Genomic DNA, 16,300 nt, shown 5'->3' on the forward strand with positions numbered 1-16,300 from the left:
GGGCTGTATCAATATGCGGCTCCGCCGCGTGGGCGCGACCAGCCACATACAACCCGCAGCCGCCGGACAACAGGAGCCCCCGTTGGGAACGCGCTGGTCAACCCTTGACCGCGCCCGTCAACATGCCCTTCTTGAAGTGCCGCTGCACAAACGGCGACAGCACCGCAACCGGCACCAGCGCCAGAACCATCACAGCCATCTGCACGGCCAGCGGCGCGAGCTGCCCCGTGTTGATCTGGGTGGCCAGTCCGATCGGCCGTTCCTGCTTCTGGACGAGCTGGATCATGACGTTCTGCAACGGCATCATGTCCTGGTCGCTCAGATAGATCGACGCGTTGAACCAGGCGCTCCAGTACCCGACCGCGTAGAAGAGCGCGATCACCGCGAGCACGGCCCGCGACAACGGCATCACGATCTTCCAGAGAATCCGCCAGTCCCCGGCCCCGTCGATGCGGGCGCTGTCGATGAGTTCCGGCGAGATGCCCATGAAGAACGCGCGCAGGACCAGGATGTTGAAGACGCTCACGGCACTGGGCAGGATCAGCGCGAGGTAGGTGTCGGTCAGCCCGAGGCCCTGCACCAGCAGGTAGGTCGGAATGAGGCCGGCGCCGAAGAACATGGTGGCGAGGATCAGCATCAGGAACCAGCGGTGACCGAGAGAGCCGACGCGCGAGAGGCCGTAGGCGCACAGGACGGACACCGCCATGCTGAACAGCGTGCCGACCAGGGTCACGCCCACGCTGACCAGGGCAGCGCGCTGGACCTGCCCGCCGCTGAGGAGTTCCTGGTAGGCGATGAAGGTGATGCCCTTGGGGACCACCACCAGACCGCCGGTCGCGTCGATGGTCTTCTTCGACGAGAGGCTGGTGACGATGACGATCCACAGCGGGAAGAGGATCGCGAAGCAGGCCAGGGTGAGGACGATCCCCTTGCCGGCGAGGCCCGCCTTCGAGGGCTCTTCCTCCCAGGCCGGCCGCTCCGGGGCCGCCCACGGGCTCGGCTTGGACGCGGCCCGGCCGGGCGCCGCGGTCTTGTCGGTCTTGTCGATGACGGCGCTCACTTCTTGTACACCCCCTGCTCACCCATGAGATGGGCGACCTTGTTCGCGGTCAGCACCAGGGCCAGACCGACCACACCCTTGATCAGGCCGGCGGCCGCGGCGTAGCTGAAGTCCTGGTTGCGGATGCCGTTCCACCACACGTAGGTGTCGAGGACCTCGGAGGCGCCTGGACCCACGGAGTCGCGTTGGAGCAGGAGCTGCTCGAAGCCGACCGTGAGGGCGTCACCGACGCGCAGCACCAGCAGCAGGGCGATCACCGGGCGCAGCGCGGGCAGCGTGATGTGCCACATGCGGCGCCAGCGTCCGGCGCCGTCCATCGCGGCGGCCTCGTACAGGTCGTTGGAGACGGCGGAGAGCGCGGCGAGGAAGACGATGATGCCCCAGCCGGCGTCCTTCCAGACGCCCTCGGCGGTCACCAGGAACTTGAAGATTCCCGGGTCGGTCATCAGGTCGAAGCCGTTGTGGCCGTGCTGGCGCAGGGTCTGCGCGATGATGCCGGCGCCGCCGAAGATCTGCTGGAAGACGGTGACGACCAGCACCCACGAGAAGAAGTGGGGCAGGTACATGATCGCCTGGGCGACCGCGCGGACCCGGGGCCTGATCACGCTGTTGATGACCAGAGCGAGCAGGATCGGGATGGGGAAGAACAGCACGAGCTGGAGGGAGAACAGCACGAAGGTGTTCTGCAGTGCGTGCCAGAAGCCGGAGTCCTGGAAGATCCGCTCGAAGTTCTCCAAACCGATCCAGGGGCTCTCGAACATGGCGACGAAGCCGTTGTCGCTGAGATACGGGTCGTAGTCCTGGAAGGCGACCACGTTGCCGAAGATCGGTATGTAGTTGAAGACGAGGAGCAGCAGAATGGCCGGCAGGGTCATCAGGATCAGCGTGCGGTCGCGTCTGAACCTGAGCCGCAGGCTCAGCTTTCCCGAGGGCCGCTCCCTCTTGGGTCCGGCGGCGCCACCGGACGCCGCCGGGGTCTTCTCGTCGGTCTTCGCCTCGGCCCTGGGCCGAGGCACCGTGCTGTGGGACACGGCTTTCTCCTTGCCTCAGCCCTGGGTCAGTTGGCCGTGGAGCCGTTGTCGTCGAGCAGCTTCTGGTACCAGTCGCGCAGCCCGTCGCCGCCCTTGGACTTCCAGTCGGACACGGCCTGCTGGACGTCGCTGATCTTCTTGCGGCCGCGGACGACGTCGTCCTCCAGCTGCTCGAAGTCGTTGGCGAGATTGGTGAAGCGATTCGGCTCGGTGATGGTCAGGCCGTAGAAGGAGGACTTCTTGGTGAAGGCGCCCATGCGCTGCTGCCACTCGACCTGGAGCTTCGCGATCTCGGGGAGGTCGGGGTGGGCGAGGTAGGAGGCCGGGTCGCCGGTGTAGTCGTAGGCGCCGAAGACCTCGTTGTTGCCCTTGGTGGTCTTCGTGGGCATGCCGTCCTTCAGCGTGTAGTCGGTGCCCTCGACGCCGTAGACGGTGAGCATGTACTCCTTGGTGCCGTACGGCGCGGCGCAGAAGTTGGCGAGCGCCAGGAAGTCCTTGATCTGCTGCTCGGACGCCTTCTTGTTGACGAAGGTGAAGATGCCCGCGGGCTGGGTCGCCCAGATGGTGGGGTCGCCGCCGTCGGGGCCGAAGATGTCGAACGCGCCCATCTCGAAGTCGGTCTTCTGGATGCGCTGTTCGGCCGTCGAGCTGTACCAGTAGGAGATGTCGCCGTTGAAGACGAGGGACTGGCCGGCGGTGAAGCGGTTGGACGCGTCGCCCTTGGCGGCCTTGGCGTCGGGGTGGACCGCGTCGGCCGCGTAGAGCTTGCGCATCCACTCCAGGGCTTCGAGGTACTCGTCGGTCTCGATGCGGTTGACGAGCTTGCCGTCCCTGAGGTTCCACCACAGCGCCTTGTCGCTGCCGTTGAAGACGCCGTAGATGTTGAAGGCGGTCCACTTCAGGTCGTCGCAGGCCCAGACCTTCGCCTTGGCGTCGGTGGCCTCCTTCGCCCAGGCCAGGAACTCGTCGGGGGTCCCCGGGAGTTCGTAGCCCTTCGCCTCGAAGATGTCCTTGCGGTAGAAGGGCAGGATGTTGGGGACGTACGAGGCGGGCATCGGGATGGCGCGCAACTGGCCGCCGAAGATGGAGCGCTGCCAGGCGTCGGTCGGAACCGCCGCGAGGTTCGGGTACTCCTTGACCTTGTCGCCGGACAGGTAGGGGCCGAGGTCGGCGAACTTGGCGTTGATGGCGCTGGGTATCTTGCCGTTCAGGTTCCAGCCCGGGACGACCACCACGTCCGGGATGTCGCTGGAGGCGAGGACGGCGCCCAGCTTCTCGTCATAGGTGTTGCCGTCCTGGTTCTGCCAGGTGACCTTGACGCCGACGGCCTTGTTCACGGCCGTGTAGTACGGGTTGCCGTTGGAGGGCGGGCTGCCCCACATCGGCGCCATGATCTTCAGCTGGCTGCCGCCGCCCAGTTTCTTCGGTACCGAGGTCTTCAGCGCGTCCAGGTCGATCGGCTTGGTGAAGCCGGCCGACGAGCCGTTCTTCGAGGGGATGTCCGGCACGACGACGTTCGACGCCACGAAGGTCGGGAGGAGCTTCTCGGCCGCCTTCCCGGAGGTGGTGCCGTCCTTGCTTCCGCTCTGGCCCCCGCCGCAGGCGGCGAGCAAGGGCATCCCTCCGGCCACCGCTGCGGTGGCGACCGCGGTGGAGGCGAGGAAGCTTCTCCGACTCGGGGCGGAGGAGGCGGCGGCGTTCGGCGTCATTGCGTCAACCCTTCATGGCGCACCAGGACACCCGGCGGTGGAGCCGTCGGCTGCGGTGTCTTGAGTGGAACTGGCTGAGCTGAAGCGGTCGTAGCGACTGGTCGAAATAGTCGAAGCGCTTCGATGTTGCTGCGAGGTTAAGTGAACACCCAGGGGTGCACAAGAGTCGCTCCCAAGATTCCTCCGAGGTATGGAGGAAACAACCGAGCGCTTACGCGACTTGAAATGTCGGTCGGGAGTCCGACTTGTTGCCCAGTGGTGTCTTGACACCCACCCCCGAGTCGAATGAGCATCGAAGCGCTTCGAAAGCGCTTCGCCGCTCCATCGCAAGGGGATCCCCACGTGACCGCACATACGCCGCCTACGACGCCTTTCCGCGATCCGCGCCTGCCGTTCGCGAAGCGCATCGACGACCTGCTGTCGCGGCTGACCCTCGACGAGAAGGCCGGGTTCCTGCACCAGTTCGCCCCGGCCGTCGAGCGCCTCGGCATCGCCGCCTTCCGCACCGGCCAGGAGGCGCTGCACGGAGTGGCGTGGATGGGCCCGGCGACGGTGTTCCCGCAGGCGGTGGGCCTCGGCGCGACCTGGAACACCGATCTCGTACGACGCGTCGGCGAGGCGGTGTCCAAGGAGACGCGGGCGATGCGCGCCCGTGACGACCGGGTCGGGCTGAACGTCTGGTCGCCGACCGTCAACCTCCTCCGCCACCCCCTGTGGGGCCGTAACGAGGAGGGCTACTCGGAGGACCCGAAGCTCACCTCGGCCATCGCCACCGCCTACACCCATGGCCTGCGCGGCGACCACCCGACGTACTGGCGCACCGCTCCCGTCCTCAAGCACTGGCTGGCCCACAACAACGAGACGGACCGCTCCACCGCGTCGAGTTCGGTCCGCCCGCGCGTGCTGCACGAGTACGACCTGCGCGCCTTCCGCGAGACGGTCGAGGCGGGCGCGACGGCCGGTGTGATGCCGGCGTACAACCTGGTCAACGGCCGCCCGAACCACGTCTCGCCCTACCTGCGCGAGCACTTGCGCACCTGGACCGACGAGGACCTGCTGGTCTGCTCGGACGCGGGCGCGCCCTCCAACCTGGTCGACTCCGAGCACTACTTCGACACCCACGAGGAGGCCACCGCGGCCTCGCTCCTGGCCGGTGTCGACAGCTTCACCGACCACGGCACGGACAGTTCGGAGATCGTCGCACGGGTCCAAGGCGCACTGGAACAGGGTCTGTTGACCGAGGCCGACATCGACACCGCCGTCCGCCGCCAGCTCTCGGTCCGCTTCCGGCTCGGCGAGTTCGACCCGCGCTACGACCCCTACGCGGACACCTCGGACTTCGACACCCCGGCGCACCGCGCGCTCGCCCAGGAGGCCGCAGAGCAGGCGATCGTCCTGCTCAAGAACGACGGCGTGCTGCCGCTGGCCCACGACACCCGCATCGCCGTCGTCGGCCTGCTCGCCGACGAGTGCAAGCTCGACTGGTACAGCGGCACCCTCATCCACCGCTCCACCCCGCTGGAGGGCCTGTACGAGCGGTTCGGCGCGGAGCGCGTGGAGTTCGCGGAGGGTGTGGACCGGGTCCGGCTCAAGACGCGTGAAGGCACGTTCCTGCAAGTGCCGGTGGTGGACGACTCCGGCAACGACGACGTGCGCGGCGCCGAGGGCGCCCTCGACCCGGCGTTGCTCGCGGGCCGCACGGACCTCCCCCCGCTCACCACCGACTCGACCGGCACCGAGTTCGCACTCGTCGACTGGGGCGAGGGCGTCCTGACCCTCCGCGCCCCCGACGGCCGCTATCTCTCGGTCGCCGAGGACGGCTACGTCCGCGCCTCCGCCGACCAGCCCGGAGGCTGGGTCGTCCAGGAGACATTCCGCCTGGAACCGCACGAGAACGGATACCTCCTCAGGCATGTCGGCACCGGTCGCCACGTCTCTGTCGCCGCCGACGGCGTCAGAGTTGCCGACGAGAACGACGACGGGAACGACGACCGGAACGACGACCGGAACGAGAGCGGTCCCGAAGTCTTCGAGCTGATCATCGCCGAGCGCGGTGAGGACGCGGTGGCCCGGGTCGCCGCACAGGCCGACGTGGTCCTGGTGGTCGCGGGCAACGACCCGCACATCAACGGCCGCGAGACCGAGGACCGTACGACGCTGCGCCTGCCCGCCCAGCAGGAGCGGCTGCTGCGCGCCGCCCACTCGGCGAACGCGAACACGGTGCTGGCGCTGGTGTCGGCTTACCCCTACGCGGTCGACGTCGCCGCCCTCCCGGCGGCGCTGTGGACAGCACACGCCGGCCAGGCGGCCGGCACCGCGCTGGCCCGGGTCCTGGCCGGCGACGTCTCCCCCGCGGGCCGGCTCCCGCAGACCTGGTACGCCGACGACACCGACCTGCCCGACCTCCTCGACTACGACGTGATCGGCACCCGCCAGACGTACCTCTACTTCGAGGGCACGCCGCTGTTCCCATTCGGCCACGGGCTGTCGTACGCGTCCTTCTCGTACGGCGATGTGGCGGCGCGGGTCGACGACGGGGCGGTGCACGTCTCGTTCACGGTCACGAACACCGGTGACAGGACGGCCGACGAGGTCGCCCAGCTCTACACCCGCGCCGTGGACCCGACGGTCCCGCGCCCGCGCCGCGAACTGGTGGCGCACCGGCGGGTCACGCTCGCGCCGGGGGCACGGGCCGAGCTGGCCTTCGAAGTCCCGTTGCGCGCCTTCGAGTTCTGGGACGTGGCGCAGGGCCGCTGGCGGCTGGAGCCGGGCCCGTACGAGTTGCTGGCCTCAGCCTCCAGCGAGGACGTCCGCCGGCGTACGACGGTCCTGCTGGACGGCGAGCCCGCCGCCCCGCGCCCGCTCCTCGAACGCGGCCTGGACGCGGCCGACTTCGACGAGCAGAGCGGCATCGACATCGTCGACCGGACGAAGGCCTCGGGCGACGCGGTGACGGCGACGCCGGGCCGGACGGGCGGTGAACTGCTCTACCGGAACTGCGACTTCGGCGCCGGCGTCACGAGGGTGATCGCGACGGTGGCGGGCGAGGGCACGCTCGAGGTGTCGCTGGACGGGGGCCCGGCGCTCGCCGTACTGACACCGGCCACGCCCACCACGGACCCGTACGACTACGGCACGCTCACCGCCGCGCTGGCCACCTCCGGCGTGCGCGGCTTGCACGACGTACACCTCAGACTGCGCGGCCCGCTGCGGCTCGCGCACGTCGGCTTCTCCGGTTGAGGGGCTGGAGAAGACCGACGCAGAGAAGGGGCCCGGCACCGGAAGGCATCGGTGCCGGACCCCTTCGCGGAGCCTACATGAAAATGGTTCCCATGAGCTAGATGCTTGGGGCGGCCGGGGTTCAGGTCAGAGCGCGAGCCCGGTCAGTACCAGCACCCGCTCGTACGTGTAGTCGTCCATCGCGAACTTCACGCCCTCGCGGCCCACGCCGGACTGCTTGGCGCCGCCGTACGGCATCTGGTCGGCGCGGTAGGAGGGAACGTCGCCGATGACGACACCGCCTACCTCCAGGGCACGGTGGGCGCGGAAGGCGGACTGGAGGTCGTGCGTGAAGACGCCCGCCTGAAGGCCGTACTTGGAGTCGTTGACGGCGGCGAAGGCCGCGGCCTCCCCGTCCGCCCTCGCCACGGTGAGGACGGGTCCGAAGACCTCCTCGCAGGAGATCGTGACGTCGGCCGGTACGTCGGTGAGGACCGTCGGCGCGTAGGAGGCACCGTCGCGCTTGCCCCCGGTGCGGAGGTTCGCCCCGGCGTCGACGGCTTCCTGGACCCATGCCTCGACCCGCTTGGCGGCATCCTCGCTGACCAGCGGTCCGACGTCGGTCTTGTCGTCGGCCGGGTCGCCGGTGACCTGGGCCTCGACGGCCGCGACGACGCGGGGCAGGAGGCGGTCGTAGACGGAGGCGTCGGCGATCACCCGCTGCACCGAGATGCAGGACTGCCCGCCCTGGTAGTTGGAGAAGGTGGCGATACGGGTCGCGGCCCGGTCGAGGTCCTCGTCGCTCGCGTAGTCGCCGAGGACGACGGCCGCGCCGTTGCCCCCCAGCTCCAGCGTGCAGTGCTTGCGCGGCACCGAGTCCATGATCGCGTAGCCGACCTTCTCGGAACCGGTGAAGGAGATGACCGGCAGGCGCGCGTCCTGGACGAGGGCCGCCATGCGGTCGTTGGGAACGGGGAGGATGCTCCACGACCCGGCGGGGAGCTCGGTCTCGGCGAGGAGTTCGCCGATGACAAGGCCGGAGAGGGGGGTGGCGGGTGCCGGCTTGAGGATGATCGGCACGCCTGCCGCGATGGCCGGGGCGATCTTGTGGGCGCACAGGTTGAGCGGGAAGTTGAAGGGCGCGATGCCCAGGACGACGCCCTTGGGGAAGCGCCGGGTGAGGGCGAGACGGCCCTGGCCGCCGGCGTCGGTGTCGAGGCGCTGGGCCTCGCCGCCGTTGAAGCGGCGGGCCTCTTCGGCGGCGAACCGGAACACGGAGACGGCGCGGCCGACTTCACCCCGGGCCCACTTGATCGGCTTGCCGTTCTCGGCGGAGATCAGCCGGGCGATCTCCTCGGTGCGCTCGGCGAGCCGCCTGCTGACGTGGTCGAGGGCGGCGGCGCGTATGTGGGCGGGGGTGGCGGCGAAGTCCTCGCGGACGGCGTACGCGGCGGCCACGGCCTCCTCGATCTGGGCGTCGCTCGGCACGGCGACCTTGCCGACGAGGCTGTCGTCCCAGGGGGAGGTGACGTCGAAGGTGTCCTCGCCGGTGGCTTGGCGGCCGGCGAGCCAGAAGGCGTGAGCGGGGGTCACATTTTCCTTTGGCATGGTGGGGTCCGGCCCTTCCTGTGGTCTTGGGAGTCGGGGTCCACGGTAGGGCGGGGGCGGGTGATGGGTGCTTGTCCGAGTCGTAGGGGTGGGGCGTGGCAGTGTGCCGGAATGGCAGGGTGGGGGTTGGACCGGTCCCGCCCGGTTGGCTGTGTGGCTGGCCATTCATCCAAGCGAGTCGGGTGGTGGGTGGGCATAGGCCGGGGGTCTGGGGGCGGAGCCCCCAGCAACGCCCGCACCAACCCCCCGCACCTACCCACCAGACGTAGCCTTCAACGCCAGCCACAACTCCATCCGCACATCCGGATCATCCAGCGACCGCCCGAGAATCTCCTCCACCCGCCGCATCCGATACCGCAACGTATGCCGATGCACCCCAAGATCCGCGGCAGCGGCATCCCACTGCCCATGCCGCGACAACCACGCCCGCACCGAGGCCACCAGATCCCCCCGCCCGTTCGCGTCATGCTCGTGCAGCGCCCGCAGCAACCCGTCCGCGAACGCCTTCACCGCGTCATCGGCCAGCAGCGGCAGCACCGACCCGGCCGCCATCTGCTCGTGCTCGACGAACACCCGCCCCCGCCGCCGGGCCACCGACAGCGCCTGCTCGGCCTGCTTGTACGCGGCCGCCGCGGCGATCGGACCGGCCGGTGCCGACAGCCCCACGACCAGTTCGTCCTCGGCACCGCCGACGGCCTGCTCCCGGCCCGCACCGCCACCGCCGGCCCGCGCCGCCTCCAACGCCGCCGCATACTCCCCGCACGCGGCCACCGCGGCGCCGCCGTCCACGGCCAGCACCACCAGCCGCTCCGCCTCGCCGCCGTTCTCCGGCACCACCAGCACGGCCTCACCGGACCGGGCCGCCGCCGACTCCAGGACCTCGACCAGCGCCCCGAGCGGATCCCCGTTGGTGTCGGCGGCGGCGAGCGTGGCGGCCGTCGGCTTGGTGAGCGGCACGCGCGCGTGGGCGTCCCTGTGCGTCCGCCCGGCCGACGCCGAGACCGACTCGGCGACGATCATCCGGAAGGGCGCGTCCAGCAACCCGCCGTACAGCTCCCCGGCCACCGTGCGCGCATGGTCCGGCTCGCCGGCCAGCAGCATGCGCAGCACCGCCGCTCCGATCCGCTGCTCGGCCTCATGCAGGGACCGCGAGCGTTCCGTGGTGAGCGTCAGCAGGGCGATGGCCGAGTGGAGGGCGTACCGCTCGGCCGTGCCGAGAGCCGCGGCCGTCCCGACAGCCAGCGCCGCCCGCGGTCGCCGTCCCGTGCCGAGCGAGTGCAGTTCGACCCGGTCCTCGTGCTCGGGGCCTCCCACGACCGACGAGGCGGGCGCGGGCCGTTCCCGCAGCCGTTCGACGTCCGCCGTCAACCGGGCGGCCCGGCGTCCCGCCCACTCCGGTGCCGTCGCGACCACCGCGCCCGAGGCGTCGTACAGCGCCGCCCATCCGTCCACGTGCGAGGCGAGCGCGGCGAGCAGCCCCTCCGGTCCGTCCGCCAGCGTCTGTCTGGTCAGTTCGCGCTGGGCGGCGAAGCCCGCCGTCACCGCCTGGTACTGGTCGGCGGCGATCGCCGCCGACACGGCCTTGCTGATGGCGAGGAAGGGCGTGCGGCGCGGCACCTCCAGCAGCGGCAGCCCTTCCTGCTCGGCCGCGTCGACGAGCGCCGCGGGGATCTCCTCGTAGTTGACCCCGACGCCGAAGCCGAGCCCGACCACCCCCGCGCCCACCAGCCGCTTCACATAGCGCCGCATCGCCTGCGGATCCTCGGCGTCCAGCTTCAGCGCGGTGATCAGCAGCAGCTCCCCGCCCTCCATGTACGGCACGGGATCGGCGAGCTCGCTGACGTGCGCCCAGCGGACGGGGACGTCCAGGCGGTCCTCGCCCGCCCGCACGGTGAGCTTCAGCGCGGAGTGGTGGACGAGCGAGGCGAGCGTGGGAGGCATGGGGCCTTCAGGTGTGTGACCGTCGTGATCTTTGTGAGCATTTGGCCGCCGAGTATGAACGGCCTGTGCCGATTCTGCCTCACCGTACGGTCATCACGTGACCTCAGCCGCGCAGGTCCACCAGCAACGGCGGCGCGTGCTCCCCCTTCACGTTCGTCAGCGACAGCACCGCGTGCCCCGGCGGCACCCCGTGCGCCAGCTCGGACGCGGACCACCGCTCCCGCTCGACCTGGCGGACGGTCACCGCCTCCGTGGTCACCGCCTTGCCGGTGACCATCTTGCGCAGAGCGTGGATGGCGCGGGTCATGGGCTGGTCGGCGAAGACCGTGTGCTTGGCGACCTCCGTCGTCTCCACCCACTCGGTGCCCCAGGTCTGCGCGAACCGGCTGCCGTCCCACGTGGTCAGGCCGGAGAACGCCATCCGGCAGCCGAAGGCCCCGTACAGCGGGCCGTGCAGCGGTGCGGGGACGTCGCCGATGGTGCGCAGCGCGAGCACCACGCCTGCGTTCTTGGAGCGCAGCCGCTGGATCCGGCGCACCGACTCGGCGGTGAGTGCCCCGGTGGCGTCGTCCAGGACCAGGCAGGCGAAGTGCGTGCGTCCGCTCTCCTGTACGACGGTGTCGAACTGGGCAAGGACCAGCCGGGTGATCAGCCGGGCGGCCTCCTCGTGCCCCCGTTCCGGCAGATCGATACGTACCCGCAGCGGATGGTGGGCGATGGCACGCAGCGAGAACCCCCGGTGCGCGCCGCCCGCCGCGGGTGCGGGCCGAGCCGCGCCGCCCCCGCCGAAGAACTCGGCGAAGGCCGGCCGGTTCAGCAGCGCGAGCCGTTCGGCGAGGACGCGGCCCGCATCGCCCGGGGCACCCGTCTGCCGGATGCGCGCATCAAGTTCGCGGCGCATGACCTCGTCCCCCGCCACGGCCTCCCGCAGCGCGGACAGCGCGGTCGGCTCGCCCTCCAGAAGCTCGCGCAGCTCCAGCAGGGAGGGGAAGCGGCCGTGCACGGACCGATAGGGGCCCAGCAGCTGGGCGAGCGCGGTGGCGGGGCTCTGACCGGGCATGGTGTCGAGGTCACCCATCAGGGCCTCGGCGAGGACGGCCGCCGCCTCGTCCGGGTCGTCGGCCTCCGCGTACGGGTCGAGGTCGTGGACGGACGACGGGTCGCCGATCCGGACGATCACGTCGAACGCGGAGTCAGTGCCGAGCGGGCTCCCGGCGGCGGAGACCGCTACGACCGCGCACCCTCCTGTGAGGGCCTGCAGGGCCAGCGCCTCGGTGACAGGTTCGATGAGGGTCCGCGTCTTGCCCGAGCCGGACGGCCCGACCGCGAGCAGCGAGGTGCCCAGCACCTCCGGACCGAGCGCGGCGCCCGCGTCGCGGTAGACGGCCGGGGCGCGTTCTGCGGCCACCCAGCTGCCGATACGCACCTGGCCCGCGAGCAGATCGTGGCGCGCGGCGGTGCGCCGGGGCAGATCGCGGGCGCCGGAAGGGTGGGTCCAGGCCGCGCCGCCCTCCCGCAGCACGGTGTCCCGGAAGTCGGCGGGTCCCATGTCCCACACGCGCGCCACGCGCGCGCAGTCGACGTCGTTCATCCGCCCGGCGGCGACCTCTGCGGTCAGGAGCTCGGCCGCCTCGTACTGCCCGGCGTCGCGTAGCTGGGGCCACTGGGCGCGCGGCCGCACGACGGCCGTCGGCGCGGTGCTGTGGGCCGCCGCCGAGCGGCGGGCGGCGAGTCGTTCCTTGGCGTACGGCCACCAGCCGCCGACCCGGGCGAACGGCCACACCACCAGCAGTGTGACGACCACGTCCAGCGTGTCCTCGAGCCGGCCACCAGCGAACACCTCGTAGCCGCCGGAAATCAGGATGATGAGGGACATGAGCGGGTCGATGACCGGCAGCGGGTTCCAGCCGATGCCCGGGAAGGCTTCGGGGAACACGAGGCTCAGCGCGGCCAAGGCGCACAGGAGGGCGAGCAGGGCCCGCGCGGGCTGCGGCCGGCGGCCGATGACGTGGCGGACAACCGCAGGCCAGCCGCCCAGTCGGCTGACGGCCGAGACAAGCAGAGCGAAGAAGACACCGTCGTTGACCACCAGGGCGTATCGCCCTGGCCATACCACCGGCTGCCCCTCGAACTCCTTGGGCGAGGCGATCGTGCCGCCGTACCACCAGTCATCCGGGGTCACCAGCCGCAGAGGCGCGAACTGGTACGGGATGACGCCCTGCCGCCAGAAGGACCACACCACGAGCGCCACCACCAGCGGGATCAGCATCCCGACGACCGTGATCGTCGCGAGCCGCTCCGACGCCCGCGCGGCCTTCGGCATGCGGTACCCGAAACGCCAGATGCCGGGCCGGGCGGCCGGACGGTCCTCGTCGAGCCACTCGGCGACGGCTGACCGCCTGACCTGCGCGGCCTCCTGCGGAACCCCCGGGGCCGCAGGCGGCCGCGGCGGCATCGCCGGAACCTGAGGAGGTCCCGCCGGACGTGGCACAGGGTTCGCATGCGTACCCCGCGTGTCCCTCGTCCCGTCGCTGTCCATCGCCCTCGCCCCTTGACCAGCCGTTCCGTCCACCATCAGCCGTCAATCTAACGCCCCCGCCTGGGGAGTTCACCGCTTACGCGGCCGAGCCCGCTCCACTCCGCCATGTCCACCGCGGACAACCGGCACCTCCGACACCGCCCACATGGAGCATGCCCGCCCTCCGCTCCCCGCCCTAGCCTGCGAGAAAGAGAGCGAAGGCAAGCGTCCGCGACACCCCAGGAGCCCCTCATGACCGCACTTCCGCAGGAGCGCCGCGTCGTCACCGCCATCCCCGGCCCGAAGTCGCAGGAGCTGCAAGCCCGCCGCGTCGCCGCGGTCGCGCAGGGGGTGGGTTCCGTGCTGCCCGTGTTCACCGCGCGCGCGGGCGGCGGGATCATCGAGGACGTCGACGGCAACCGCCTCATCGACTTCGGCTCCGGCATCGCGGTGACGAGCGTCGGCGCCTCCGCCGAGGCCGTCGTACGCCGGGCCTCCGCGCAGCTCGCCGACTTCACCCACACCTGCTTCATGATCACGCCGTACGAGAGCTACGTGGAGGTCGCCGAGGCGCTCGCCGAGCTGACCCCGGGCGACCACGCCAAGAAGTCGGCCCTGTTCAACTCGGGCGCCGAGGCCGTCGAGAACGCCGTCAAGATCGCCCGGGCGTACACCAAGCGGCAGGCCGTGGTCGTGTTCGATCACGGGTACCACGGGCGCACCAACCTCACGATGGCGCTGACCTCGAAGAACATGCCGTACAAGCACGGCTTCGGCCCGTTCGCGCCCGAGGTCTACCGAGTGCCGGTGGCCTACGGCTACCGCTGGCCGACCGGCCCGGACAACGCCGGTCCCGAGGCCGCCGCGCAGGCCATCGACCAGATCGCCAAGCAGGTCGGACCGGACAACGTGGCCGCGATCATCATCGAGCCGGTCCTCGGCGAGGGCGGCTTCATCGAGCCGGCGAAGGGCTTCCTGCCGGCCCTCGCCCAGTTCGCGCGGGACAACGGCATCGTCTTCGTCGCCGACGAGATCCAGTCCGGCTTCTGCCGGACCGGCCAGTGGTTCGCCTGCGAGGACGAGGGCATCGTCCCCGACCTGATCACCACCGCCAAGGGCATCGCGGGCGGTCTGCCGCTCGCCGCCGTCACCGGCCGCGCCGAGATCATGGACGCCGCGCACGCGGGCGGCCTCGGCGGCACCTACGGCGGCAACCCGGTCGCCTGCGCGGGCGCGCTCGGCGCGATCGAGACGATGCGGGAGCTGGACCTCAACGCCAGGGCCAAGGCCATCGAGGCCGTCATGAAGCCCCGCCTGACCGCCATGGCCGAGAAGTTCGACGTCATCGGCGACGTCCGGGGCCGCGGCGCGATGATCGCCATCGAGCTGGTCAAGGACCGTACGACGAAGGAGCCGGACCCGGAGGCGACCACCGCCCTCGCCAGGGCCTGTCACCAGGAGGGCCTGGTGGTCCTGACCTGTGGCACGTACGGCAACGTGCTGCGCTTCCTGCCCCCGCTGGTCATCGGCGAGGCTCTGCTGACCGAGGGTCTCGACATCATCGAGCAGGCCCTCGCGCGCATCTGATCGACAGACCGCACAGCTGATTCCGCGAGCGGCAGACCGTGTGAAGAAGGTGTGCGAGGTGGATGGGAGGACGCCCTTCCGCCTGTCTTCCGCCCATCCCCTGTCGTAGGTTCTATTCCAGATGAGAGATACACCCCGCCCACAGGGGACTGTGGGTGATTTCAGGCCGGGGCCTCCCCAGCTTCGACCTGGTCGTGCCCTCGCGCACACAACCGGGGCCTCCGGCTCCGGATCTCCTCACCGATCGGACAGTCGCCCGCCCCAAACCCCCCGGGGCGCGCGACCATCCGATCCGATCGACTGCCCCGGAACTACCCCCCCTGTTCCGGGGCAGTCGACCTCCTTTCTTCTTCTCGGGCTATTCGGCTTTCCGGCCCTTCTCTTCGCGCTGATCACCTGGCAGGTCGTCGTCGACGGCCCGCTGGCGCGCGCGGACGAGCGCGCCAGCCGCGCCCTGGTCCACCCGGACCGCGTCTCCGGACTCCTGGCCGACCTGGGCAATGTCCAGGTCGCGGTCCCTGTTCTCGTCGTCGCCCTGGGGTACGCGGCCTGGCGGGCCCGCCGCATTGGTGCAGACCGCTGGTGGCTGCCCGCGACCGCGGCGGCCCTCCTCATGGCCTTCCTCCCGGCGCTGATCGTCCCGCTCAAGGAACTGATAGCCCGCCCGAGCACCCCGGTCATGCCGCCCAGCACCGGCTACTACCCCTCCGGCCACACCGCCACGGCCACCATCGCCTACGGCGCCGCGACCCTGCTCCTCCTGCCCTGGCTGCGCTCGGCGTACGCCCGGCGCATCCTCCTCGGCGGGTGCGCCGCCCTCGTGCTCGGCGTCTCCTTCGGCCTGGTCCGCAGCGGCTACCACTGGCCACTGGACGTGGTGGCCAGTTGGTGTCTGTGTGGGGTGCTGCTCTCGTCGCTGTGGCTGTTGCTCGGGCGGGGGACGCCCGGCCCGGCCGAAGAGCCGAAGTAGCTGATGAAGTAGCCGAAGCAGCCGCTGAATCGGCTGGGGAGCCACGGGAAGAGGCCGTCCGCGTCGGCCGCACGGGCGGCCGACGAGAGCCCAGTGATCATGTGCCTAGTCGTTGTCCTCCGTCACCCGCCCCGCCGCCGCCTCGTGCATCGCCAGTTCGAGCAGTCCCGGGTCGGTGAGGGTGCCGGAGCCGTCCGGGGGGACCAGCCAGCGGACTCCGCCGGTCGTGCGTCCCGGGTACGGCACCACGATCCAGGTGCCGGCACCCGCCGTACGGATGCCCGTGCCGAGCCAGCGGGCCGCGGTCCCCGGCGGCACCAGGAAGCCCATCCGGGCGTCGCCGAAGTCGACCAGTACCGGGCCCGGCTGGTCGAGGATGCGGGTGAGGACGTCGAGCGTGGGGTAGCCGAGTTCGCCCGGCAGGATCAGTACGTCCCAGGCCTTGCCCGCGGGCAGCAGCGCCACCCCGAGGGGGTTGCGTTCCCACTCCCAGCGGCAGGCCTGGGGATCCGGTGCCACGGATGCGAGCCACTCCACCGCCGTCTTCGACCCAGCCATGAGGAGACCTCCTTCTTCGTCGGGACGCGAGTCGCGTCACGAGAGAGAGGGAGGTCCCTGGCAGGCATTACGCGGGTTTCGGCACCCCGTTGGAGTGAA

The 16,300-nt window shown here is 70.7% G+C and carries 10 protein-coding genes; 3 read left to right on the plus strand and 7 right to left on the minus strand.

Translation table 11 applies throughout. The features are described 5' to 3' along the window. Nucleotides 1-97: 97 nt before the first annotated feature. Genes AB0I77_RS41935 through AB0I77_RS41945 form a run of 3 tightly spaced genes read right to left on the minus strand, consistent with a single transcriptional unit; the run spans nt 98 to nt 3,800 of the window. Nucleotides 98-1,060, minus strand: coding sequence for a carbohydrate ABC transporter permease (locus tag AB0I77_RS41935; protein WP_363288107.1), 963 nt, complete (start codon nt 1,058-1,060; stop codon nt 98-100). After that, on the minus strand, nt 1,057-2,091 hold the full coding sequence (locus AB0I77_RS41940; RefSeq protein ID WP_363288108.1) for an ABC transporter permease subunit: 1,035 nt from the start codon (nt 2,089-2,091) through the stop codon (nt 1,057-1,059). The genes AB0I77_RS41935 and AB0I77_RS41940 overlap by 4 nt, the downstream gene beginning before the upstream one ends. Nucleotides 2,092-2,117: 26 nt before the next feature. Continuing rightward, nucleotides 2,118-3,800: an extracellular solute-binding protein gene (locus tag AB0I77_RS41945; protein ID WP_363288109.1), complete on the minus strand. Its 1,683-nt coding sequence runs from the start codon at nt 3,798-3,800 to the stop codon at nt 2,118-2,120. A gap of 342 nt (nt 3,801-4,142) precedes the next feature. Here AB0I77_RS41945 and AB0I77_RS41950 point away from each other — a divergent pair, with 342 nt between their 5' ends. After that, the gene (locus AB0I77_RS41950) at nt 4,143-7,040 is read left to right on the plus strand and encodes a glycoside hydrolase family 3 C-terminal domain-containing protein (RefSeq protein ID WP_363288110.1); all 2,898 of its coding nucleotides are present in this window, start codon (nt 4,143-4,145) and stop codon (nt 7,038-7,040) included. Nucleotides 7,041-7,166: 126 nt separating this feature from the next. Here AB0I77_RS41950 and AB0I77_RS41955 read toward each other — a convergent pair whose 3' ends face one another. The 3 genes from AB0I77_RS41955 to AB0I77_RS41965 form a co-directional block, all read right to left on the minus strand. Further along, nucleotides 7,167-8,612, minus strand: a complete 1,446-nt coding sequence (locus AB0I77_RS41955; RefSeq protein WP_363288111.1) for an aldehyde dehydrogenase family protein — start codon at nt 8,610-8,612, stop codon at nt 7,167-7,169. 267 nt (nt 8,613-8,879) lie between these two features. Next, nucleotides 8,880-10,568, minus strand: coding sequence for a PucR family transcriptional regulator (locus AB0I77_RS41960; RefSeq protein WP_363288112.1), 1,689 nt, complete (start codon nt 10,566-10,568; stop codon nt 8,880-8,882). 103 nt (nt 10,569-10,671) lie between these two features. Next, nucleotides 10,672-13,107 carry an ATP/GTP-binding protein gene (locus AB0I77_RS41965; protein ID WP_363288113.1) on the minus strand — a complete coding sequence of 812 codons (2,436 nt, stop codon included), beginning with the start codon at nt 13,105-13,107 and terminating at the stop codon, nt 10,672-10,674. A gap of 231 nt (nt 13,108-13,338) precedes the next feature. Between AB0I77_RS41965 and gabT the strand changes: the two genes are divergently transcribed. Both gabT and AB0I77_RS41975 read left to right on the plus strand, forming a co-directional pair. Continuing rightward, nucleotides 13,339-14,673, plus strand: a complete 1,335-nt coding sequence (gene gabT / locus AB0I77_RS41970; protein ID WP_363288114.1) for a 4-aminobutyrate--2-oxoglutarate transaminase — start codon at nt 13,339-13,341, stop codon at nt 14,671-14,673. Nucleotides 14,674-14,824: 151 nt separating this feature from the next. Next, nucleotides 14,825-15,643, plus strand: a complete 819-nt coding sequence (locus AB0I77_RS41975) for a phosphatase PAP2 family protein (protein WP_363288115.1) — start codon at nt 14,825-14,827, stop codon at nt 15,641-15,643. 105 nt (nt 15,644-15,748) lie between these two features. Here the strand turns inward: AB0I77_RS41975 and AB0I77_RS41980 are convergent, their stop codons facing one another. Then, the gene (locus AB0I77_RS41980; protein ID WP_363288116.1) at nt 15,749-16,201 is read right to left on the minus strand and encodes a hypothetical protein; all 453 of its coding nucleotides are present in this window, start codon (nt 16,199-16,201) and stop codon (nt 15,749-15,751) included. Nucleotides 16,202-16,300 lie beyond the last annotated feature (99 nt).

Source organism: Streptomyces sp. NPDC050619 (assembly GCF_040654815.1).
In the GTDB taxonomy this organism is placed as follows: Bacteria; Actinomycetota; Actinomycetes; order Streptomycetales; family Streptomycetaceae; genus Streptomyces.